The organism is Pseudomonas sp. (assembly GCF_046581935.1).
Lineage (GTDB): Bacteria > Pseudomonadota > Gammaproteobacteria > Pseudomonadales > Pseudomonadaceae > Aquipseudomonas.
This window is the reverse complement of sequence record NZ_JAYGFK010000012.1, coordinates 239605-260582: the sequence shown is the minus strand read 5'-3', so window position 1 is coordinate 260582 and position 20978 is coordinate 239605. Positions and strand designations below refer to the sequence as shown.

The 20978-nt window shown below is 55.4% G+C and carries 17 protein-coding genes; all 17 read left to right on the top strand.

The genetic code is table 11. The features are described from left to right. Nucleotide 1 precedes the first annotated feature (1 nt). The 17 genes from VCA57_RS09035 (at nucleotide 2) to VCA57_RS08955 (ending at nucleotide 20973) form a co-directional block, all read left to right on the top strand. The gene (locus VCA57_RS09035) at nucleotides 2–1822 is read left to right on the top strand and encodes a thiamine pyrophosphate-binding protein (RefSeq protein WP_411184652.1); all 1821 of its coding nucleotides are present in this window, start codon (nucleotides 2–4) and stop codon (nucleotides 1820–1822) included. Beyond that, a complete protein-coding gene (locus VCA57_RS09030; RefSeq protein WP_411184651.1) occupies nucleotides 1819–2454 on the top strand; it encodes an HAD family hydrolase in 636 nt (211 codons plus the stop codon). The genes VCA57_RS09035 and VCA57_RS09030 overlap by 4 nt, the downstream gene beginning before the upstream one ends. Next, nucleotides 2451–3503 (top strand): class I SAM-dependent methyltransferase, encoded by a 1053-nt coding sequence (locus tag VCA57_RS09025; RefSeq protein ID WP_411184650.1) that lies wholly within the window; start codon nucleotides 2451–2453, stop codon nucleotides 3501–3503. Before VCA57_RS09030 ends, VCA57_RS09025 begins: the two co-directional genes overlap by 4 nt. Further along, the gene (locus VCA57_RS09020; RefSeq protein ID WP_411184649.1) at nucleotides 3490–4416 is read left to right on the top strand and encodes a class I SAM-dependent methyltransferase; all 927 of its coding nucleotides are present in this window, start codon (nucleotides 3490–3492) and stop codon (nucleotides 4414–4416) included. Before VCA57_RS09025 ends, VCA57_RS09020 begins: the two co-directional genes overlap by 14 nt. Before the next feature lies 1 nt (nucleotide 4417). Then, complete coding sequence (locus VCA57_RS09015; RefSeq protein WP_411184648.1) at nucleotides 4418–5476, top strand: NAD-dependent epimerase/dehydratase family protein; 1059 nt, start codon at nucleotides 4418–4420, stop codon at nucleotides 5474–5476. Between the two features lie 240 nt (nucleotides 5477–5716). Next, nucleotides 5717–6589: a hypothetical protein gene (locus VCA57_RS09010; RefSeq protein ID WP_411184647.1), complete on the top strand. Its 873-nt coding sequence runs from the start codon at nucleotides 5717–5719 to the stop codon at nucleotides 6587–6589. A gap of 58 nt (nucleotides 6590–6647) precedes the next feature. Continuing rightward, on the top strand, nucleotides 6648–6935 hold the full coding sequence (locus tag VCA57_RS09005; RefSeq protein ID WP_411184646.1) for a hypothetical protein: 288 nt from the start codon (nucleotides 6648–6650) through the stop codon (nucleotides 6933–6935). Further along, nucleotides 6932–8425, top strand: a complete 1494-nt coding sequence (locus VCA57_RS09000; RefSeq protein WP_411184645.1) for a glycosyltransferase family A protein — start codon at nucleotides 6932–6934, stop codon at nucleotides 8423–8425. Before VCA57_RS09005 ends, VCA57_RS09000 begins: the two co-directional genes overlap by 4 nt. Before the next feature lie 98 nt (nucleotides 8426–8523). Continuing rightward, on the top strand, nucleotides 8524–13386 hold the full coding sequence (locus VCA57_RS08995; RefSeq protein WP_411184644.1) for a glycosyltransferase: 4863 nt from the start codon (nucleotides 8524–8526) through the stop codon (nucleotides 13384–13386). 265 nt (nucleotides 13387–13651) lie between these two features. After that, a complete protein-coding gene (locus VCA57_RS08990) occupies nucleotides 13652–14806 on the top strand; it encodes a flagellin (RefSeq protein WP_411184643.1) in 1155 nt (384 codons plus the stop codon). Between the two features lie 69 nt (nucleotides 14807–14875). Further along, entirely contained in the window at nucleotides 14876–15268 is a 393-nt protein-coding gene (locus VCA57_RS08985; RefSeq protein ID WP_411184642.1) for a flagellar protein FlaG, read from the top strand. Between the two features lie 74 nt (nucleotides 15269–15342). Continuing rightward, nucleotides 15343–16725 (top strand): flagellar filament capping protein FliD, encoded by a 1383-nt coding sequence (gene fliD, locus VCA57_RS08980; RefSeq protein ID WP_411184641.1) that lies wholly within the window; start codon nucleotides 15343–15345, stop codon nucleotides 16723–16725. 3 nt (nucleotides 16726–16728) lie between these two features. Next, a complete protein-coding gene (gene fliS, locus VCA57_RS08975; protein WP_411184640.1) occupies nucleotides 16729–17115 on the top strand; it encodes a flagellar export chaperone FliS in 387 nt (128 codons plus the stop codon). Nucleotides 17116–17183: 68 nt separating this feature from the next. Beyond that, nucleotides 17184–17564: a flagellar export chaperone FliS gene (fliS, locus tag VCA57_RS08970; protein ID WP_411184639.1), complete on the top strand. Its 381-nt coding sequence runs from the start codon at nucleotides 17184–17186 to the stop codon at nucleotides 17562–17564. A 28-nt stretch (nucleotides 17565–17592) separates the two neighbouring features. Continuing rightward, entirely contained in the window at nucleotides 17593–17889 is a 297-nt protein-coding gene (locus VCA57_RS08965; RefSeq protein ID WP_411184638.1) for a flagellar protein FliT, read from the top strand. 217 nt (nucleotides 17890–18106) lie between these two features. Further along, entirely contained in the window at nucleotides 18107–19579 is a 1473-nt protein-coding gene (locus VCA57_RS08960; RefSeq protein WP_411184637.1) for a sigma-54 dependent transcriptional regulator, read from the top strand. 182 nt (nucleotides 19580–19761) lie between these two features. Then, on the top strand, nucleotides 19762–20973 hold the full coding sequence (locus tag VCA57_RS08955) for a sensor histidine kinase (RefSeq protein ID WP_411184636.1): 1212 nt from the start codon (nucleotides 19762–19764) through the stop codon (nucleotides 20971–20973). The last annotated feature ends 5 nt before the right edge of the window (nucleotides 20974–20978 follow it).

Sequence of the window (20978 nt, the reverse complement as noted above, 5' to 3'; positions counted from 1 at the left end):
AGTGCCGACCCCTTATCGTGTTGCCGATTACATTGCCGACTTCATCTCCAGTCTGGGAGTCGAGCATGTGTTTTTACTGCCTGGCGGCGGCGCTATGTTTCTTAACGACGCTGTCGGCAAACACCCAAAGCTAGAAGTTGTAGCGTGCTTACACGAGCAGGCTGCCGCGATCTCTGCTGAAGCTTATTGCCGAATTAGCGAAAACATCGGGGTGTGCATGGTCACTACCGGGCCTGGCGCAACCAACGCAGTCACTGCCGTGGCCGGTGCCTGGATCGAGTCAGTGCCGTTGCTGGTGATCTCTGGTCAGGTCAAACGCCAGGACATGTTGCGCGGTGCGCCGCTGCGGCAGAAGGGTGTGCAGGAAGTTGACATCGTCAGCGTGGTGAAACCGATTACCAAGTACGCGGTTACCGTGGAGCGTCCTGAAGATATCCGCTGTGAGTTGGAACGTGCTGTGGCCCTGGCCCGTGGCGGGCGAGCGGGGCCGGTGTGGATTGATGTGCCGCTTGATGTACAAGGCGCGCCGATTGACCCGCTGACCTTGGTTGGCTGGCATGACGATACGGCGGTTGAAGCTGCTTTGCCGGCCGAGGCACTGGCCGCTATCGCTGGCTTGCTGAGCCAGGCTAAACGACCGCTTATTCTTGCTGGTCATGGCGTGCGCCTGAGTGGCGGTGCAACGCTTTTTAAGCAGACGGTGGAGGCTTTGGGCGTACCCGTGGTGACCACTTGGAATGCCATGGACCTGTTACCCCATGAGCATCCTCTGTACGTTGGCCGCCCCGGTGTGGTGGCGCTACGCGCGCCTAATTTTGCGGTACAAAATGCTGACTTGCTGATAGCCATCGGCTGTCGTCTGGATAACATCATTACTGCCTATGCGCCGCGTGACTTTGCTCGTGGGGCGAAGAAAGTCGTGGTCGATGTCGACATTAACGAGCTGAATAAGCTGGATATGGACATCGACGTAGCGCTGGTCAGTGATGCCAAACGTTTTCTAAAGGCCTTGCAACCGCTGCTGGTAAATGTTCCCGGGCCATATACGAGCTGGGTCGAGCGCTGCCAGGACTGGAAGCGTCGTTACAGTGTCAACGATGGTCGAGCGTTCGCTGAAACTGGGGCAATCAGCCACTTTCACTTTGCCGATGCGCTGTCCGATGCGGTGCCTGCCAACACGCTGGTTAGTACCGGCAGCTCTGGGCTCGCGGTCGAGGTGTTCTACACCGTATTCCGTAACCGGCCAGGCCAGCGGGTATTTCTCACCTCGGGGCTTGGTGCCATGGGCTATGGTCTGCCAGCAGCGATTGGTGCCTGTTTTGCTAATGGCCGCCAGCCGATGGTGGCGGTAGAAAGTGATGGCAGCCTACAACTGAATATCCAGGAGCTGGCTACCTTGCGCGGTTTTGCTCTGCCGATCTGTTTGGTGGTGATGAATAACGGCGGCTATGCCTCGATCCGCAATACCCAGCGTAATTATTTTGCAGGCCGCTATGTTGGTACTGGGCCGGAAGCGGGTCTGTGGTTGCCCGATCTGGAAGAAGTGGCCCGCGCCTACCATTTACCGTTCAAGCGCATTAGCGATGCCGCTGAACTGGCCCAGGGCTTACGAGAGGCGATGGCCCAGCCGCGACCGATGATCGTTGAGGTGATGCTAATGAACGATGAGGTACTGAGTCCTAAAGTCGCTGCCATACCGCAGGCCAATGGCTCGATGACCTCAATGCCGTTGGAGGATATGAGCCCACTGTTGCCGCTTGAGGTCCTTGAGGCGGAAATGGACGGCAGGCTTGCCGAGGTGTCGCGTCAGGTGGCCCGATGAAGACCCATATTCTGTTTGATTTCGACGGCACTCTGGTTGACTCAGCACCGGCTATTCTTGCCTGCTTCAGCCGCGTGCTGCAGGCACATGGGTTGACCGCTTGCCGTGTCATTGAGGCGAGCCTGATTGGGCCGCCTTTACGGCAAACGTTGGCAACCTTGAGTGGGCAGAGTGATCCCGCATTACTTGATGCCCTGAGCGCCAGCTTCAAGGATATCTACGATACCCAGGCGTGCCTGGAAACGCCCGCATACTCAGGCTGCCAGGCTAGTCTGGAACGTTTGCGTGAGCTCGGTTTTACCCTCGCGATTGCAACCAATAAACGCCTGTTACCTACCCGTAAGATCATTGCCGCTTTGGGCTGGGAAGGGCTGTTTGCCGAGGTGTTCGCCAGCGACTCTTACCCTGAACGCTATACCGACAAGGCTGGGATGATCGCCGCTTTACTGCACGATGCTGCGATAGCGCCGCAAGCCGCTATCTATGTCGGGGATACCGAACAGGATGGCCGAGCTGCTGCCGCCAATGCCGTGGATTTTTGGCCGGTAGCCTGGGGCTACGGGCGTTTTGCCAGTCAGGAGCAGCCGTTGCATTCGCCGCAGCAGTTGCTGGAGCGGCTGGTGAGCGCATGAGCGGTGTGACTGCGCCGTCATCTGCAGCCAGTGCATGCCCCTGTTGCTGCGCTGGTGCAGTGCTTTTGCCCAGTCCGGCTTACACGCACTGCATGCGCTGTGGGCACCGCTGGCGTTTACCCCTAGAGACGGCTGGGGCCGGCTATTACGAAACACTGGTGGCGCGTAACGACCCACAGGCACCTTGGTTTAGGCGCAAAATCGCTGAGCGTGTGGCCGCACTGTCCGTGCTGCTTGAGTCCGGTGTGCAGCGGGTGCTGGAAGTTGGTTGCGCTGAAGGTGAGTTGGGCGCGGCGATCAAAGCGCGATTTAACGTCGTCTATGACGGTGTAGAGCTCTCCCGCGACAGGGAAATTGCCGAGCAAAAGCTGGATCAGGTTTTTCAAACGCCGGCGAGCCAATTGAGCACGTTACCCTATGAGTTGATTGCATCCTTCCATGTGCTGGAGCATATCGCCCAGCCGGAGCAGGAGCTGGCAGCCTGGTCGCGGCTGCTTTCGGAGCATGGACGCATACTGATCGAGGTGCCCAATCGATCAGGTCATCCGCTACTGGGTAATGACCATAATCCTGAGCATCTGCACCAGTTCACTTCGGCCTCTCTAACCATCTTGCTGGCCCGCTGCGGCTTTGACTGCCATGAGCTGTCCGTGGGCCATTACGAGTCGCCGGTTTATTCCGATTCGCTCCGGGTTGTCGCGCGGGCCCAACTCACAGAGGATTGTCAGAAGCGTCAGCTGATACAACGCTTTCGCGACAAAATTGACGGCCCGTTTGCCGTCTACGGTATCGGTGGTGATTTTCTCAATTACGTGGCACCGCTGGCCCAGTCGTTGGATATTCAGGCACTGCTGGATTCGTCACCGAGCAAGTGGGGGCAGCACTTCGGTAGTCATAGTGTTGGGGCTTACGATGAGCATAAGCATAAGGAGTTGCTGATACTTGTCTGCTCCATCCGATTTGTAGCGGAGATAAAGAAAAACCTGATCGCTATGGGCATTGCTCCGGAGCGAATTATCGGTCTTGAAAGCATTTATGAGCTCCCCTGAGTTCCTTTGGTCTAACACTTATAATGAATGGAGCCCGGAACATATGGAGAGTCCTGAACTGATCGCAGGGTCTTGTATCTGTTGTGATGGTAATCGGTTGAGCAAATCCCCTGCTGTGCTGATGCCCTTTGTTGCTTTGAGGGTGTTTGGCCATGAGCCGCTGGAGATTACTGCTGACTGGGGCTTACGTGATTTGCGTCAGGGTATGGCTTATACCCTTTGTAATTCGTTGCAATGCCAGGGTTGTGGTGCTTTGTTTCTCGACTACCGATTTACCGATAAGCAGATGACTGCGCTATACCAGGGTTACCGTGACGAGTCATATACGCGCCAGCGCAACCACTTTGAGCCGGGATATGCGGCGGTGGCCGAGCATTACCGGGGGCGTGAGGCTTATATCAGCGATGTCGAGGCTTGGCTTGCTCCGCATTTGCCAGCGTTACCTGCCGTGCTTGACTGGGGCGGCGGCAGTGGCATCAATACTCCGTTTCTTCTACAGCACAGCTTGCTTCATGTGCATGATATTTCTGCAGTAGAGTTGGTCAAAGGGGCTGAGCGAGTAGGGCCCGAGCAAGTCGTTAAAGGACGATATGATCTGGTCGTCTGTAGCCAGGTGTTGGAGCATGTGTCGTTCCCTTTGGCGTTGATAGAAGAGATACATGCTGCACTTGGCCCGCAAACATTGTTGTATCTAGAGGTTCCGCATGAAGCTTTGATGCGTGAGCATCGAGGCAGCCTGGATCTTGCTCGGTTAAAGCGGCACTGGCATGAGCACGTCAACTTTTTCAGTGAGCAGTCTTTGCATTGCTTGCTCGATAGGGCTGGACTGGTTCTGGTGGACAGTTACTTTCTTCCAGTCAACTTAGGTTGGCGTCAAGGAGAGGTGATGGGTGTGTTGGCGAGGCGTGCATGAGATGAAGAGCTTTCATCAAATAGCAGGCTCGGCTCAGATTCAAGCCGATTTGCAGCTGGTACCAGAGAGTCTAGGTCTGCGTGAGGTATTGGCGGAGCAGCATCTGCTTCTGACTGGTGCAACTGGTTTTTTTGGCAAGTGGCTACTGGCTCTGCTGGCGCAGCTCAATCAACAAGGCGTGTTCATCCAGGTTTCGGTCGTTTCGCGCAGTCCGGCACGCTTTCTTGCTGATAACCCTGAGTACCTGCATTGCTCTTGGCTGCAATGGCTAACGAGTGATGTTCGTGATCTCCAGGAGTTATCGGGACGGCCGCCTGACATGATCTTACATGCTGCTGCTGATACGTCCGCCGCTGCCCATGCCCAGCCACTTGAGCTGTTCGATAGTATTGTCGGTGGTGCGCGAAACGTTCTCGACTTGGCCGTTCGCAGCGGAATCAGGCGCGTTCTTTTAACAGGCTCAGGTGCTCAGTACGGCGCCCTATCCGATATTCAGGCTGTTACCGAATACTACCCGGGGGCGTGCCCTAGTAATGCTGTTGACAGTGTGTACGGTGAGGCCAAGCGCGCGCAGGAAACCCTTGGCGCGATTTATGTCAAGTGCCATGGACTGGACGTGGTTATGGCGCGCTGTTTTGCGTTTTCAGGGCCTGGATTGCCGTTGGATGGGCATTTCGCAATCGGTAACTTCGTTCGCGATGCGCTGTGTAAAGATGCCATTGTGTTGAAATCCAATGGTAAAGCGCTACGGAGTTATCTGCATGGTGCTGACCTGGCAGGTTGGCTACTGACACTGCTTTCCCGCGGGCAGGCAGGGATGGCCTACAACGTAGGTTCCGACCAGGCTATCTGTATCGCCGATCTTGCTCGTCGTGTGGCAGCCAGGATTGCGCCAGAAAAGCCGGTGCAGATACTAGGGCAGCCTGATGGCTCTATGCGTTCGTTTTATGTGCCGGACATATCACTTGCGCGGGGGCTTGGGTTGGATGTATGGACGTCGTTGGATACTTCAATCGATAGCATGGCTAACTGGGCTCGGAGTCGTGGCTATGGATGCTGATGATTCTTTGTATAGGGGGCTTTTTTGCCCGGGTACGATACCGGATCTGTTCGGTACCTACTGTGATTTGCCACCACAGGTCTTCAAAGGCGATATCGATAAAGCCCGTTCATTGCCCTGAATCGGGGGGCATTAGGATGCTCAGGCATTTACTCCAGACGTTGCCGGGGGGGCGTGGGTGGCCCCGTACGCTTCATCGATAATTGCGCCACATCTTGAAATGGAGTTACTACCACCAACATGTCCATGCCCATTTTTATTCACATACCGAAGACGGCCGGCAGCACCCTACGTACGCTTATTACGGAAAACTACCAGCCGGACGAAGTTCTTAGTCTGTATGGCGATCCTAAGGATATTTTGGCGACGACGGCGTTGAATATTGGCCAGATGCAGGGGGTGCGACTTGTCCAGGGGCATACGCCTTATGGTACTCATAGATTCTTGGGCGTCCGCCATCCTCGTTATTTCACATTTCTACGGGAGCCCATTGCACGTTTTCTCTCTGATGTCGCCCATGCAGTACGCGATGACAGTCATGGGTATCATCAAGTGCTTGCCGAACCAAAGCTTTCCAGTAGTGAACGCATCAGCAAAGCATTGGACATCACCTATTACCGAAACAATATGACCCACTATGTGAGCGGCGCTTTTACCACTGAGACGATTTCCATGATGCAGCTTGGGGTTGCCATCGATAATTTGTGGGGCAGTGAATTCGTCGGCCTCAGCGAGCACTTCGAGATATCGTTGCTGATCATGGCGAAGAAGCTCGGCTGGAGGCATGTTGTTCCACAGCTAAGTAATGTGCGTCCTGATGCTGGCGATACGATTAGCCCTGAACTCCGGGCGCGTCTGGCTAAGGCGTTGGCATATGATGCGATGTTGTATGCCGTCGCCCAGGAGCACTTTGCACAGAGTCGTGCGCAGTACGGGTCAATCCTTGAGGAGGCTGCTGTTCAGCTTTCGGAGTTGGTTCGGGTACAAAGCATCGAGCATCCCGTAACCCGACATTCTTACTACCTGGTGGGCGATCCAATCCGGGTTCCTCTGGAGCAGTATCGTTCCCAGATAGTAGCGGGATCCCCCTTGTATCGTTGGTTGAACGATTGAGCGCCTGAGGTGCCAAGCTTTGTCCACAAGACCTTGTGAAGTTTGCGCTGGCGTAGATATGGATCTCACCCCTTATCAGCATTTCTTTTTCCCAAGTCAGGCGCAGGCCGTGCACTACGATGTGGTGGCTTGCCAAACGTGCAGTTTCGCTTTTGCCAGTGATATTCCCGATCAGATGATGCTGAGCAGCTTCTATTGCCTAGCGGCATATACCCTAATGAATTTTCGCGCCTACAAAATGAGTCCTTCTTCTTACTTTATGACCTATTGGAATATTCAAGTCTTTCTTCACGCGGAGCCGCATTGTTATATCTCTTTTGATGCAAACCTAGGGGGCTCTTTATGAGGCTGTCCGTACCGCCGCTTACGGTTGCCCTGTTGACCTACAACCGACTGCATTATCTGAGGGAGTCCATTGAGGCGATCCTCAATCAGAGCTACAGGGACTTTGAGTTGCTGGTATTGGACAACTGCAGCAGTGACGGAAGCGGGGCTTACATTCTGGGTTTACAGGACCCGAGAATTCGTTACGTGCGCAATTCTACGAACTATTCAACTGTAGAGTTTAATTGCTGCTCGGCTTTCCATATTGCTATCGGCAAGCGAGTAATCGTCACCCATGACGACGACATCATGGAGCCCGATATGCTGGCACTGCAGATGGCATTTCTGGATGCTCGCCCCGAAGTGCGTTTGGTCTGGAGCTGTGTCAGCGATATCGATCAAGATGGCCGGCCGATAGTTGCAGGCATTGCTGAGTCGGCGGAGGACCGTGTGTTCGGGCCAGGGGAGTATATCGCCAGCTTCCTCAAGGAGCGTCTTTGGCCTATGCCCAGCGGTGTGATGTTGGAGCGCGCTTATCTTCCAAAGGTTTATTCCGTAGACTCGCCATTTCGCGTTGCGTCGTCAGTGCGAAACCCAATGGATATCGCGGGGATTGCCGATGTGCTGTTGCCGGCTCGCGTCAATAAGCGTCATTCGATTGGCTATATCTGTTCGCCGCTGCTGCGCCGCCGCATTCATACCAATCAGTTCACGCACTTAGCTAGCCTGTCTCGTCCAGGCCTGTACCTCTACCGCCGGCTAAAAAAAATCGCCAATGAGGTTCCCGGCAGTCGTCCTGACGTCTTGCATTTCGATGCATTCGTGGAGCGCTTTGATATCCAAGAGGTAATTACTACCCAGGAGCGTCCCGTTGTCGGCAAACGTATCTTGGACAAAATCGCTCGAGCAACGCATAAGCTAAAGATGAACGTTGATGTTTCATCCGACGCATTTCTCGCCGGATTACCGATCGTATTGCTTAACAACATGCTCTCGCCAACTGAGCGCTTTGACAGATTGCATACGTTGTCGGCGCAGGGACATGGCAGCGCCACACGCCAACTGTTGCGCTGGGCGCAGAGGCATGAAGCTGATCCGGTCGCGAGTATTTTGGCTGCTGTTGCCGGGCGGCGTATTGTGGTGTTTGGCAGTGCCTTTATCGCAGCGTTACTCGTGCTTGAGGCGCGCAAGAACGGTGGCGAGGTGCTTGCGTGCCTGGACTCCAATGTCAATCGGCAGGGTCGCAGGCTCTTGGGCGTACCTATCCAGCCGCTGGTTTGGATACGTGAGAATGTCCGCGCCACTGATGTCATCGTAATAAGCTCCGAGCGAGACCATGAGCATTACATCGAGGCGCTTATCAGGCAAAACCTGGACAGTGAGGCGTTGATTGTCTCCTGGAAGGCCCTGGTGAATCTCTCCTTGGACGTGCTGGCAGGTGATGCGGTGTTACCGATTGGTGCTCTCAGTTCCTCAGCCGGTAATTTGTGCGCAGTGCTGGAACAGGTTTAACCCCAGCCGGGAAACGCTGTTGATTGACGCAGGCACCTCCCCCTTCGGTCAATTGATAAGCAAATAGAATTTGATAGCTCCAACCTAGGTGGTAAAGCATGACGGACTGGGCCTTGATCGCAGGGGGGCGTTGTAAGCAACCCTGGCATGTGGCAATTGCCGGCTTCGACACGAACGCCCAGCAGGTGTTCCTGTTATCCGAGGAAGACTGGTGCGAGCTTAAGCAGCGGATGCCGCTTGATCCTCTGGCAAGTTACGGTCGAGGTAATGGCCTGGCATTCGAACGTCTCACTGATACACCGCTTGCCGAGTGTTCTGGGTTGTTGCTGATTGCCAGTGAGTATCGTGGCCAGGTGGTGGTAAGTCCGGCCGCTGATCTGCGCTGTTACTTGGTCCTTCAGGAACGCTCCGAGTGGGATAACTTGGAGAACGAGGCCGGCTTCACAGCATTGTTCTTACCTGCGCTGGTTCCTTTCTGGGATGAGCGACTGGTCTACCTGAACTCTCTTGTGTTAACCGACCCCGCCAGCGCTGACGCTGAGCAGTGGGCGATTTCTCGGGATGCAGAGGAACGTGATTATTCTCTGCCCTATAACCGCTCTGCCGACTTTTGGATTCATCGTGTGACCTCCGTCATCGCTGCTGATGCGGCGAAACTGCGGGGTGACGAGCCGCTGCTTAGCGTGATCATTCCGACTTATAACTACGGGCGCTTTCTTGGGCAGTGCATCCAGTCAGTGTTGGATCAGGGTTTTGCTGACATCGAGATTCTGGTGCTGGACAACGCGTCCACTGACGATACCCCGCAAGTGTTGAGTGCATTTGCCGGTGATCCGCGTGTTCGCTTCATGCGTAACCGTTATAACTATGGGCCTGGTTTCAACTGGCGTAATGGTATGTGGATCGCTCGTGGGCGCTACATGACCTTCCTGTCGGCGGACGACTATTTCAATCCTGGTCACCTGTCGCGTCTCCTACCTGTTCTGGAACAGCAGCCTAGTGTTGCGGTGGGTTACACCGGCATCTCGTGGGTCGATGGTAACGGCCAGCCGTTGAACCAACCCCGTCATCCGGGTTATCGCGGTGGCGACTATGTGGGCGGGCGCAACGAGGTTGCTGACCTGCTGATCCATGATTGCTACATGGCCCCATCCGCCGTTATCTATCGACGTATAGCCTTTTGCACTACCTGGAACCCCGACAAGACCTACAGTGCTGGCGACTGGGAAATGGTCGTGCAGATGGCCGAACGCTATCCAGACTTCGCCTATGTGGATGCCCCCGGAGTCAGCTATCGCTGGCATGGCGGGCAGGCCTCGACCCAGTTTTACGCATCGTCCGAGCCTTTGGCCGCGCACCTCGCCATCGTCCAGGGGGTATTCAATCGCGACGCGCAAGGTTGTCTCAAGGGGCGCGAACGCGAGGTGGCGGCGCATATCAACCGGCGTCTCGCGCAGTACCCACAGGAGCAGCATACAGAGCTGGGTCAGCAGGCTCGCGAGCTCTGTGAACGCCTGGAAAGTCAGGCACGAGAGTCGGAGGCAGCACTCTTCTCGATCATTCTGACTACCTACAACCGGCCCGGATTGCTTCGCCATGCCCTGGCCAGTTTGGGTAAGCAAAGCCTGCGTGACTTTGAGGTGATCTTGGTAAACGACCACGGTGATCCCGTGGAATCGCTGCTGGCGGAGTTTGATTTCCCTATTACCTATCTCTACCAGGGGCGTAATCAAGGCTTGTCGGCGGCACGTAACGCTGGGCTCAGGTTGGCGCGCGGCCGCTACATTTGCTACCTGGATGATGACGACGTCTATTTGCCCGAACACCTCGCGACCCTGGCTGCCGCTTTCGAGCGCGAGCCGCAGAGCGTGGCCTATACCGGGGTCGAGTACGTCAACGAGCGGCTGGAAGGAGATGTGCGAATCGAACTTGGTCGTCAGGCACCATTCGTTCATGAAGCCTTCGATAAGGATCGGTTGTTCGTCCAGAACTACATTCCGGTGAATACTTGGGCTCATCCGCGCAGCATGCTAGCGGAGGTCGGCGAGTTCGATATCGGTCTATCGGCGTTTGAAGACTGGGACATGTTGCTGCGCTTAGCTGCACGTTATCCCTTTGTACACCAGCCCTGGATAACCGCCGAGGTGCGTCTGCGAGACGCGCCGAATACCGGTTCTGATCACATGCTTGGGCGTGAGCAGAAAAATTTCGGAGTGCTCTATCAGGAGCTGTATCGACGCCATGGCGACTTTGGTAGTGAGCGGGTGCGCCTCGGTCGTGAGGATATGCTCAGGCGCTTGGGGCTGGCGAATAATGCTGTGCCGCCACGCAAGCCTGGTATGCAGGGGTGGCTGCAAGCGCGGCAGCTGAATCCGACTCAGCAGCGACTGGTTGAGGAGCGCCTGCAGGAACATGCGGGCGGTCCTTGCATCGGGGTGGTGGTGCTGGACCTGAAGGGTGATAACGCTGCTGCAACGCGTACCCTGGATTCCCTAGCACCCTCCCGTAATGGCTACGCCAACCTACGTCCATTGCTCTTGTCCGTCGAGCCGTCGTCGCAGGGCTGTGATTGCCAAGTGCTTAGTGTGACTGCCGAGGCTTGGGTGGTCGCGCTTAACCAAGTGTTGCAAGAGGCCGATTTCGATTGGCTGGTACTGGTCAATGCGGGTGAGGAGTTCACTGCTAATGGCCTGCTAATGGCCGCTCTGGAACTGCTGACAGCGCCCGATTGCCGAGCGATATATTGCGATCAGGCTTATCGTCAGGCCGACGGCGGGCTGGTGGCCGGTTTCCGTCCTGCCTTCAATCTGGATTATCTGCTGAGCTTTCCCGCCGGTATGGCTCATCACTGGATGTTCCGTCGGGATCTTCTGCTTAAAGAGGGCGGGTTCGATATCGAACTGCCCCGCGCCGTTGAGCTGGATATGATTCTGCGTTTTATTAACGCTGATGGCCTTGTCGGGCTTGGGCATGTCGCTGAGCCGCTGCTGATAACGGATACACCGCTGCTCATGGATGTGGAGCATGAGCGCTTGGCAATCCTGCGTCACCTGCAGGGGCGGGGTTATGAGCAGTCGCGAATCGACTCGAGCCAGCCGGGGCAGTACCGCATTCATTACGGGCATGCCCAGCAGCCCTTAGTATCGGTACTTATGTTGGCGGGTAGCCAGTTGGCGCAGTTGCAGCGCTGCGTGGAAAGCCTGCTGGAGAGTACGCGTTATCCCCATTACGAGTTGCTGCTGATTGAGAGCGATCCGGCTGCACGCGAGGTCCATGAATGGTTAGCCGCAATGTCCGGGTTGGGCGAGCCTCGCCTGAGAGCCGTCTGGCCAGATGCCTCGCAGTTGAGTGTTGCGGCGGCCCTTAATCTGGCAGCGTCTCAGTCTGGAGGTGATTTCCTGTTGCTGCTGTCGCCAGAAACTGCAGTGATTGACGAGCGCTGGTTGGACGAACTGATCAACCATGCTCTGCGCCCTGAAGTGGGAGTGGTAGGTGCCAAGCTGATGGCAGCGGATGGTTCGATTCGCCATGCCGGCTTGGTCCTTGGGCTGGATGGGCCGGTGGGGCGGCCTTTCGTGGGCGAAGGGCTCGATGCGCCCGGTTATCTTCAGCGTCTTCGGGTGGACCAGAATTACAGTGCCGTCAGCCGCGAGTGCCTGATGATCGCTCGCGAGCTTTACAGCGAATTGGGAGGCTGCGCGCCTGATTTGCCCGACCGCTACCTCGATGCGGACCTTTGCCTGCGGGCACTTCAGGCCGGCTATCTGACTGTTTGGGCGGCCAATGCGACGTTAATGTTGGACGCCAGTGCGATGGTTAGTGCCAGTGCTGAGGAGGAAGATGATCTCTACGCCCGCTGGCTGCCTGCGCTAGCCAGGGACCCCGCATACAACCCTAATTTCTCCTTGATGCAGCCTGGCGGTTTCAAGCTGGCCGATCCCGGTTTGGCTTGGCGTCCGCTGGAATCATGGCGGCCCTTACCGCGAATTCTTGCTCACCCGGCCGATCTATCCGGTTGCGGTCACTATCGGGTCGTTCAGCCATTCAAGGCGCTGGAGGATGCCAGTTTGCTGGAAGGGGCAATGTCCACCAGTTTGTTGCCGTTAACCGAGCTTGAGCGCTTCCAGCCCGACGTCATTCTGTTGCAGCGTCAGGTTGGTGATGAGCGGTTGGCTGCCATGCGACGAATGAAAGCGTTTTCGTCGGCGTTCAAGGTCTACGAGTTGGATGACTACCTGCCCAACCTGCCACTGAAGAATGCTCATCGTCAGCACATGCCCAAGGATATCTTGCGTTCTCTGCGTCAGGGTTTTGCATGTGTGGATCGTTTTGTGGTTTCCACTGATATGTTGGCGGAGGCGTTCGCTGGCACGCATGAGCAGATCAGGGTTATTCGCAACATGCTGCCCACCCACTGGTGGGGCGACTTGAAGAGTCAGCGACGAACTTCTGCACGGCCGAGGGTCGGTTGGGCTGGTGGTGCGGGCCATACCGGTGATCTGGAAATGATCATTGACGTTGTCAAGGAGCTGGCAGGGGAGGTGGACTGGGTGTTCTTTGGTATGTGCCCGGAGGTAATTCGTCCTTTGGTGAAAGAGTTCCATGCTGGTGTGGAGATTAACCGCTACCCGCAGGCCCTTGCCGCTCTTAATCTGGACCTTGCCCTGGCACCTGTTGAACAGAATTTGTTCAATGAGTGCAAGAGCAACCTGCGCTTGTTGGAATACGGTGCCTGTGGATTTCCGGTGATTAGCAGTGATGTGCGTTGTTATCAAGGCACATTACCTGTTACACGGGTGAAAAACCGTTTCCGCGATTGGGTTGATGCCATTCGTATGCATGTCGCTGATCTTGATGCCTGTGCGCAAGCAGGAGACGCGCTACGTAGCGCGGTGCGGCGTGACTGGATGCTTGAGGGCGAGAACCTGCGGGCCTGGCGAGCGGCCTGGCTTCCCGATTGAGAACCTATCAGGCCGCTACCGAGCGGCCTGATGCGTTTCAAGTTTTGTTTAAAGCTGTTGCGAGTTATGCCGATAGATCTAATGCGCGGGTGAGATGTACGGGTGCTGTCAAGGCGAGATGAAAAAAAATTCACTTTGTCCCTAAAGCTCCCGCAACACAGGCCGATAAGATTTACGAATGCGAACTCAATGGCTGTCTGAGAACTGCAGAGTCGGGTTTCGCAGCCTCAGGCAAACAAGCTAGGTCCGATGGAGGACATACATCATGGCTCTTACAGTCAACACGAACATTGCGTCCCTCAACACTCAGCGCAACTTGAACACTTCCTCGAAGGCCTTGGACACCTCCTTGCAGCGTCTGTCCACGGGTTCGCGAATCAACAGTGCCAAGGACGATGCCGCCGGCCTGCAGATTTCCAACCGCCTGAGCAGCCAGATCAACGGTCTAAACGTTGCAGTCAAGAACTCCAATGACGGCATCTCCATGTCGCAAACCGCAGAAGGTGCTTTGCAGCAGTCCACCAGCATTCTGCAGCGTATGCGTGACTTGGCTTTGCAATCGGCTAACGGTTCCAACAGCGATGATGAGCGTACCGCGCTGAACTCGGAAGTAACCGAGCTGAAGAAAGAGCTTAATCGTATCTCCAACACCACCACCTTCGGTGGTAAGAAGCTGCTTGACGGTACCTTCGAAACTACTACCTTCCAGGTGGGTAGTGCCGCGAACGAAACCATCAGTGTGAAAATCGACGAGATGAGTACTGACTCGTTGACCGGTAAATATTACGAGGGCAGTGTCTCGGCTACCTCGGGTACAGCAACTGCTTCTGGGGAGGCGACTGTCTCCATGACCGTTGATGGTAAATCCGTCACTGTCACAACCAATATCGCCAGCGGTGCAACCGCTGTTGAAGCTGCGCGTCAACTGGGTGCAGCAATCAACGATGCCAACTTGGGTGTGGGTGCTTTCGTCGCTGATGACGGCACTATGAAGATCATCTCGCAACAAACTGATGGTGCTAACGAGCTGACTGCACTTACCTTTAGCGGCGCTCCTGCTGGCATCACTGCAGGCACTTATAGCGCTGCCAGTGCAGTGACGACGGATAAGATTTCCGATATTGACGTGAGCAGCGTGCAGAACTCTCAGGAGGCTGTGTTGGTAATCGATCAGGCGATTCAAACGATCGATTCCCAGCGAGCAGACCTCGGTGCGGTGCAGAACCGCTTCGAAAACACCATTGGTAACCTGCAAAACATTGCTGAGAACGTGTCGGCAGCCCGTGGTCGAATTCAGGATACTGACTTCGCTGCGGAAACTGCTAACCTGACCAAGAACCAGATCCTGCAACAGGCAGGTACTGCGATCCTGGCCCAGGCTAACCAGTTGCCGCAAGCAGTGCTTAGCCTGCTGGGCTAAGTCCGGGGTAGCATCGATGGGGAGCCAGGGTGACCTGCCTCCCCATTCCCTCATTTTGAGGAAAAGACTATGGACATTAGTTCGATACGTGATTCGAAGGTACAGAGTGGTTTGGCACCAGAGGCAGTCAAGCCGCGGCCCACTGATGTGGCAGATAAGGGCAGTACTGTGTCGGCAGTTGCAGATACAGCGCAGGCTAAGGTGGCGGCTGAGCAACAGGCTGAGCAGCAGCCGGCAAGTCGAGCCGAGCTGGAAACTGCAATGAGCAATATTCAGGAGTTCGTGCAGTCCGTGCGGCGCGATCTCAATTTTTCCCTCGATGATGGTAATGGTCGCGTCGTAGTAAAAGTGACTGACGCCACCTCTGGCGACGTGATTCGACAGATACCATCGGAGGAAGCACTCAAGCTAGCCGAGAACCTAACGGAGGTTCGTAGTCTGTTATTTACGGCTGAGGCATAAGTGCAGTGGCATGAAACTTGTTTACCGCTTAGGTAACAGGAATAGGGTGTCAACCCTTTGGCGAGGCAACTAACATGGCTGGTATCACAGGTATAGGGTCAGGCATCGACATTGATGCAATCGTCAAGGCGTCTGTCGCGGCTGAGCGTGCGCCCAAGGACGCGCAGCTGGAACGACTAACGACCAAGACGACAACGCAAATTACCTCGCTGGGTACTTTCAAAAGTGCCCTGAGTGAGTTTCAGACAGCGGCCAAAAACCTAAATGATGCCAGTTTGTTCGGTACTCGCAAGGCTACATCTTCCGATGCTGCACGTGTAGCAGCCAGTGCCGAGAAAACAGCACTCACAGGTGCTTACCGTGTTGAGGTCAGCCAGCTTGCCAGTTCGTCTAAGATCGCTTCGGGCAGTGTTAGTGGCGACTCGAGTAGTACTTTCGCTTCTGGCGGTACCCTGAGCATTGCTCTGGGGGACGATAGTTTTGATGTCGATGTCGCGGCTGGTGCCACGCTAAAAGATATTCGCGATGCCATTAATACCAAACTTGGTGAAAAGGGTATTAGTGCCAATATCGTCAGTGATCCTGCCGGCGGGACGTCGCAGCTGGTTCTCTCGTCCAGTAAAACTGGTGCTGGCAACGATTTGACGCTTTCGGCAACGGGGGCCGACCTGCAAGGGCTGGTAACTGACATGCCGGCTGCGCTTAGCGAGGCGCAGAATGCCAAGTTCACGATCGATGGGCTTGCTCTCGAAAGCGCTACCAATGAAGTCAGTGGAGCGATTGAAGGTGTGACCTTTACTTTGGCTAAGGCCGAGGAAGGCGTTAGCACCACGCTTAACGTGGGTGAGAATACGTCTGCGGTTAAGGACAGTCTGAAGAAGTTTGTTGATGCATATAACAAACTCATCACAACGACCAATAGTTTAACCAGTGTGGTATCTGTCGGTGAAGGCAAGGAACCGTTGGTCGGAGGGTTGGTCGGTGATTCCTCGGTGCGCAATGTGCTTAGTGGCTTGCGTTCGGAATTGACGGATATCTCGGCAGGTCAAAGCGGCGATGCTTTCCGTGCCTTGGCTGATCTGGGGATTACCACACAGAAGGATGGCAAGTTGACCATCGACGACACCAAGCTCACGGCTGCGCTTGAGGATAATTACGATGCGGTTGGGGCGTTTATCACTGGCGATAATGGGCTAATGAATCGTCTCAGTGGGCGCGTTGATGGTTACGTGAAAACGGGCGGAGTACTGCAGCAGCGTATTGATGGTTTGCAGAAAACCGATGCTGACATTAAAGAGCAGAAAGCCGATCTGGAAACCCGCGTTGCAGCCATCCAAGCGCGGCTTTACAAGCAATACAATGCCATGGATTCATTGGTGGGGCAGCTGACCCGAACCAGTGATTCGCTGGCCAGTGCGCTGGACAGCCTGCCGGGTGTTGTAAAAAAAGGTAATTAACCCATGAAAAGCCCAATCGATACTTACAAGAAGGTTAAAACCAGTCAGGAGGTCTCGCAGTACCGTGCGGTGGCTCTGCTGCTTGAAGGGGCTGTTGAACGTGTGAAACTGGCACGTCTGGCGCAGCGCGAAGGTAACAGTGAAGTGCGCGGTATGGCTGTCGGCACTACTATTACCATCCTTGGTGTTCTGCAGGCCAGTTTGGATAAGCAGCTCGGTGGTGAAATTGCCGAAAACCTAGATGCTCTTTACGCCTACATGACGCGCCGTTTGGCGGGTGTGGCCATTGAGCGCGAAGCCGGCAGTCTTGAAGAGGTTGAAGGGCTGTTGGTTCAGTTGCAAGACGCCTGGCTTGCGATAGGGGCCGAAGTAGAGCCTTTGGCGGGCTGAAAGGATTAAAGTTTCCGGGTTGGGTGTCGATATAGAAGTATCTGCATCCAGCACAGCGAGACGTGACGATGAACGCAATGGCAGCCCTACGCCAATACCAGCATGTGAACACCCACGTACAAGCGGTTGAAGCAACGCCGCATCGTTTGATTCAGATGCTCATGGAGGGCGGTCTGACGCGTCTGGCTCAGGCGCGTGGTGCCATGGATCGTGGGCAAACTGCCCTCAAAGGTGAGCTAATTGGTAAGGCCATTGGCATCATCGGTGGTTTGCGTAACGGTCTGGATATGAGTGCTGGCGGTGAGTTGGCGGCTAATCTGGATAGCTTGTACGAATATATGGTGTCCCGCCTGCTTGAAGCCAATGTAAAGAACGTACCAGAGCCGCTTGACGAAGTCGCGGATCTGTTGCGCAACGTAAAAACTGGCTGGGATGCTATTAGCCAATAAGCCGCCAGAGCCTTTTGGGAGCTTTTCGATGACTACCTCTGTGCAGCGTCTACAAGACACCGGTACTGCAATGCGCGATGCTCTGGCTACACGTAACTGGGCAGTTATTGCCGAGTTGGACGTGCAGTGCCGCCAAGTGGTTGATGAAGCTATGGTGGAGTCTGCTAGTGATGAAGGCGTTTTGCGTATACGAATGCAGGAATTGCTGGAGCTCTATCGTGAGCTGGTTGCTGTTTGTCAGGCTGAGCAGCAGCGTTTGGCTCAGGAACTGGTTCAGTTGAATCAGTCGCAACAAGGTGCGAAGGTCTACCAGCTATTTGGTTGAGCGGTCCGCCCGGTCGACGTCGTTCGGTGTCGACTTCTGCTATTTTTCCTTCTTTGATCTAAGCGGCTGCCTAGACTGCTTCTAAGGCAGAATAAAAAGCACGCCATAAAATTGACTACGAGCAGGAAAATGACTTAACTAGTGGCGCAGTTGCCGGAACTGGCTTGAGTTTTTTGTCAGTGGCATGTTCTTCACTCCAGGATCAGCAAATAAAACTATGTGGCGTGAAACCAAAATCCTCCTGATTGACGACAACAGTGAGCGCCGTCGCGACCTGACGGTAATCCTGAATTTTTTAGGTGAAGAGCATTTAGCGTGTGATAGCCAGGGCTGGCAGCAGTGTGTTGCAGAACTTGGCTCTAGTCGCGAGGTGCTTAGCGTTCTGCTCGGGGAGGTGAAAACCAAGGGCGGTGTACTGGAGATGCTCAAGCAGTTAGCTGCCTGGGATGAGTTTTTACCGACCTTGTTGCTCAATGAGCACGCGGCTGCTGAGTGGCCTGAAGAGCAGCGTCGCAGTGTGTTGGCAACACTGGAAATGCCACTGAGTTACAATAAACTGCTCGACTCGATGCACCGCGCCCAGGTCTACCGTGAAATGTATGACCAGGCTCGTGAGCGCGGCCGTCAGCGCGAGACGAATCTTTTCCGTAGCCTGGTTGGCACCAGTCGGGCTATCCAACAGGTTCGGCAGATGATGCAGCAGGTGGCCGATACCGAGGCCAGCGTGTTGATTCTGGGTGAGTCAGGCACTGGCAAGGAAGTGGTCGCGCGTAACCTGCATTACCATTCCAAGCGTCGCGAGGCACCGTTTGTACCGGTCAACTGTGGGGCTATTCCCGCCGAGTTGTTGGAAAGTGAGCTGTTCGGACATGAGAAGGGTGCCTTTACCGGCGCTATTACCAGCCGTGCCGGGCGCTTTGAGTTGGCCAATGGTGGCACGCTATTTCTCGACGAAATCGGCGACATGCCACTACCCATGCAGGTGAAGTTGTTGCGTGTGTTGCAGGAGCGCACGTTTGAGCGTGTGGGTAGCAACAAAACTCAGAGCGCCGATGTGCGGATCATTGCCGCCACCCACAAAAACCTCGAGAAGATGATTGAGGACGGCAGTTTCCGTGAGGATCTGTACTACCGTTTGAACGTGTTCCCCATCGAAATGGCTCCGCTGCGTGAGCGCATTGAAGATATTCCGTTATTGATGAACGAGTTGATCTCGCGCATGGAGTTCGAGAAGCGCGGCTCTATCCGTTTCAACTCGGCAGCCATTATGTCGCTCTGTCAGCATGATTGGGCGGGCAACGTACGTGAGTTGGCCAACTTGGTCGAGCGTATGGCGATCATGCATCCTTATGGCGTCATTGGCGTGGGCGAGCTGCCGAAGAAGTTCCGCCATGTGGATGATGAAGGCGAGGGTATGGTTGCCGGCCTACGCGATGAGCTCGAGGAGCGTTGTGCGATCATCGCCGGTTTGCCAGGCGTAGATTCGGTCGCCATGTTGCCGCCTGAAGGGCTAGACCTTAAAGACTACTTGGGCAACCTTGAGCAAGGCTTGATTCAGCAGGCGCTGGATGATGCCAGTGGTGTGGTCGCGCGTGCTGCCGAGCGCTTGCGTATTCGCCGCACCACGCTGGTCGAGAAAATGCGCAAGTACGGCATGAGCCGGCGCGATGACGAGGGGCTCGACGACTGAAGTTTTCCTCCTTCATTCGTCAGTGACTTGGCGGTTACCTGTCAAATAAAGCCGAAGGATTGACGAATCCCTCGGCTTTATTTTTACCACATTGATTTTAAAGGATATTTTTTCAGGCACGGGTATTGCTAACTCTCTTGCAACTGACTGTCTTATGACGGCTCGCTGCGCGAGAGATAACGATGAACAGCAACTTCCAACGCCCTGAACATTCTGAAGCGCCTGCGTTACCTGTGGAGCAGGGCAGCCGTGCCGAGCTTGAGCACGCCTTTGCTTTGTTCAACCAAATGTCGACCCAGCTCAGCAGCTCTTACAGCATGCTGGAAGCGCGTGTAACCGAGCTTAAAGGTCAACTGGCTCTGGTCAGTGCCCAGCGAATGCAGGAGTTGGCCGAAAAGGAGCGCTTGGCCAACCGTCTGCAGAGCCTGCTGGATTTGCTCCCTGGTGGAGTGATCGTCATTGATGGCCAGGGCGTGGTACGTGAAGCCAACCCGGTTGCCCGCAATCTTCTGGGCCAGCCCCTGGTTGGCATGCTCTGGCGTCAAGTAATCGCCCGTAACTTTGCTCCACGCGAGGATGATGGGCACGAAATCTCCCTGAAGGATGGCCGGCGTCTGTCGATCGCCACCCGCTCACTGCGCGCTGAGCCAGGGCAGTTGGTGCTGCTGACTGACCTGACAGAAACCCGGCGCTTGCAGGATCAGCTATCTCGTCACGAGCGCTTGTCTGCTTTAGGGCGCATGGTGGCCTCCCTTGCTCACCAGATTCGTACGCCGCTTTCTGCTGCCTTACTCTATGCCAGCCACCTTACCGAGCACGTTCTGCCGGTGGAGCAGCAACAGCGTTTTGCCGGTCGCTTGAAAGAGCGCTTGCACGAGTTGGAGCATCAGGTGCGCGACATGCTGATCTTTGCCCGTGGTGAGTTGCCGCTGCCGGATCGCCTGGCACCCAATGCGCTGTTCGATGCCCTACGTAGCGCTGCCGAACCGCATGTGTTGGATATGCAGGTGCGCTGGCAGTGCGATAGCCGTGCCGGTGAGTTGTTGTGCAATCGCGACACGCTAGTCGGTACGGTGCTCAATTTGATCGAGAATGCGATTCAGGCAGCAGGTCGTGAAGCTCGCTTAAAAGTTCATCTTTATTCGCGCGGCGAGACTGTGCGGCTGTGCATCAGCGACAACGGGCCTGGTATCGATAGCGCGACGTTGTCGAGGCTCGGTGAACCCTTCTTTACTACCAAAACCACCGGCACTGGCCTTGGCCTAGCCGTGGTCAAGGCAGTGGCGCGGGCCCATCAGGGCGACGTGCAGCTGCGCTCGCGGCCGGGGCGCGGTACCTGCGCCATTCTGACGTTGCCACTGCTCGGTGCTGTGCATCCTTTGATTCAGGAGTAACCATC

Excerpts from the sequence above, each read along its gene's own strand:
- VCA57_RS09030 (WP_411184651.1), top strand. The coding sequence starts at position 1,819 with ATGAAGACCCATATTCTGTTTGATTTCGACGGCACTCTGGTTGACTCA.
- VCA57_RS09025 (WP_411184650.1), top strand. The coding sequence starts at position 2,451 with ATGAGCGGTGTGACTGCGCCGTCATCTGCAGCCAGTGCATGCCCCTGT.
- VCA57_RS09020 (WP_411184649.1), top strand. The coding sequence starts at position 3,490 with ATGAGCTCCCCTGAGTTCCTTTGGTCTAACACTTATAATGAATGGAGC.
- VCA57_RS09015 (WP_411184648.1), top strand. The coding sequence starts at position 4,418 with ATGAAGAGCTTTCATCAAATAGCAGGCTCGGCTCAGATTCAAGCCGAT.
- VCA57_RS09010 (WP_411184647.1), top strand. The coding sequence starts at position 5,717 with ATGTCCATGCCCATTTTTATTCACATACCGAAGACGGCCGGCAGCACC.
- VCA57_RS09005 (WP_411184646.1), top strand. The coding sequence starts at position 6,648 with ATGGATCTCACCCCTTATCAGCATTTCTTTTTCCCAAGTCAGGCGCAG.
- VCA57_RS09000 (WP_411184645.1), top strand. The coding sequence starts at position 6,932 with ATGAGGCTGTCCGTACCGCCGCTTACGGTTGCCCTGTTGACCTACAAC.
- VCA57_RS08995 (WP_411184644.1), top strand. The coding sequence starts at position 8,524 with ATGACGGACTGGGCCTTGATCGCAGGGGGGCGTTGTAAGCAACCCTGG.
- VCA57_RS08990 (WP_411184643.1), top strand. The coding sequence starts at position 13,652 with ATGGCTCTTACAGTCAACACGAACATTGCGTCCCTCAACACTCAGCGC.
- VCA57_RS08985 (WP_411184642.1), top strand. The coding sequence starts at position 14,876 with ATGGACATTAGTTCGATACGTGATTCGAAGGTACAGAGTGGTTTGGCA.
- fliD (WP_411184641.1), top strand. The coding sequence starts at position 15,343 with ATGGCTGGTATCACAGGTATAGGGTCAGGCATCGACATTGATGCAATC.
- fliS (WP_411184640.1), top strand. The coding sequence starts at position 16,729 with ATGAAAAGCCCAATCGATACTTACAAGAAGGTTAAAACCAGTCAGGAG.
- fliS (WP_411184639.1), top strand. The coding sequence starts at position 17,184 with ATGAACGCAATGGCAGCCCTACGCCAATACCAGCATGTGAACACCCAC.
- VCA57_RS08965 (WP_411184638.1), top strand. The coding sequence starts at position 17,593 with ATGACTACCTCTGTGCAGCGTCTACAAGACACCGGTACTGCAATGCGC.
- VCA57_RS08960 (WP_411184637.1), top strand. The coding sequence starts at position 18,107 with ATGTGGCGTGAAACCAAAATCCTCCTGATTGACGACAACAGTGAGCGC.
- VCA57_RS08955 (WP_411184636.1), top strand. The coding sequence starts at position 19,762 with ATGAACAGCAACTTCCAACGCCCTGAACATTCTGAAGCGCCTGCGTTA.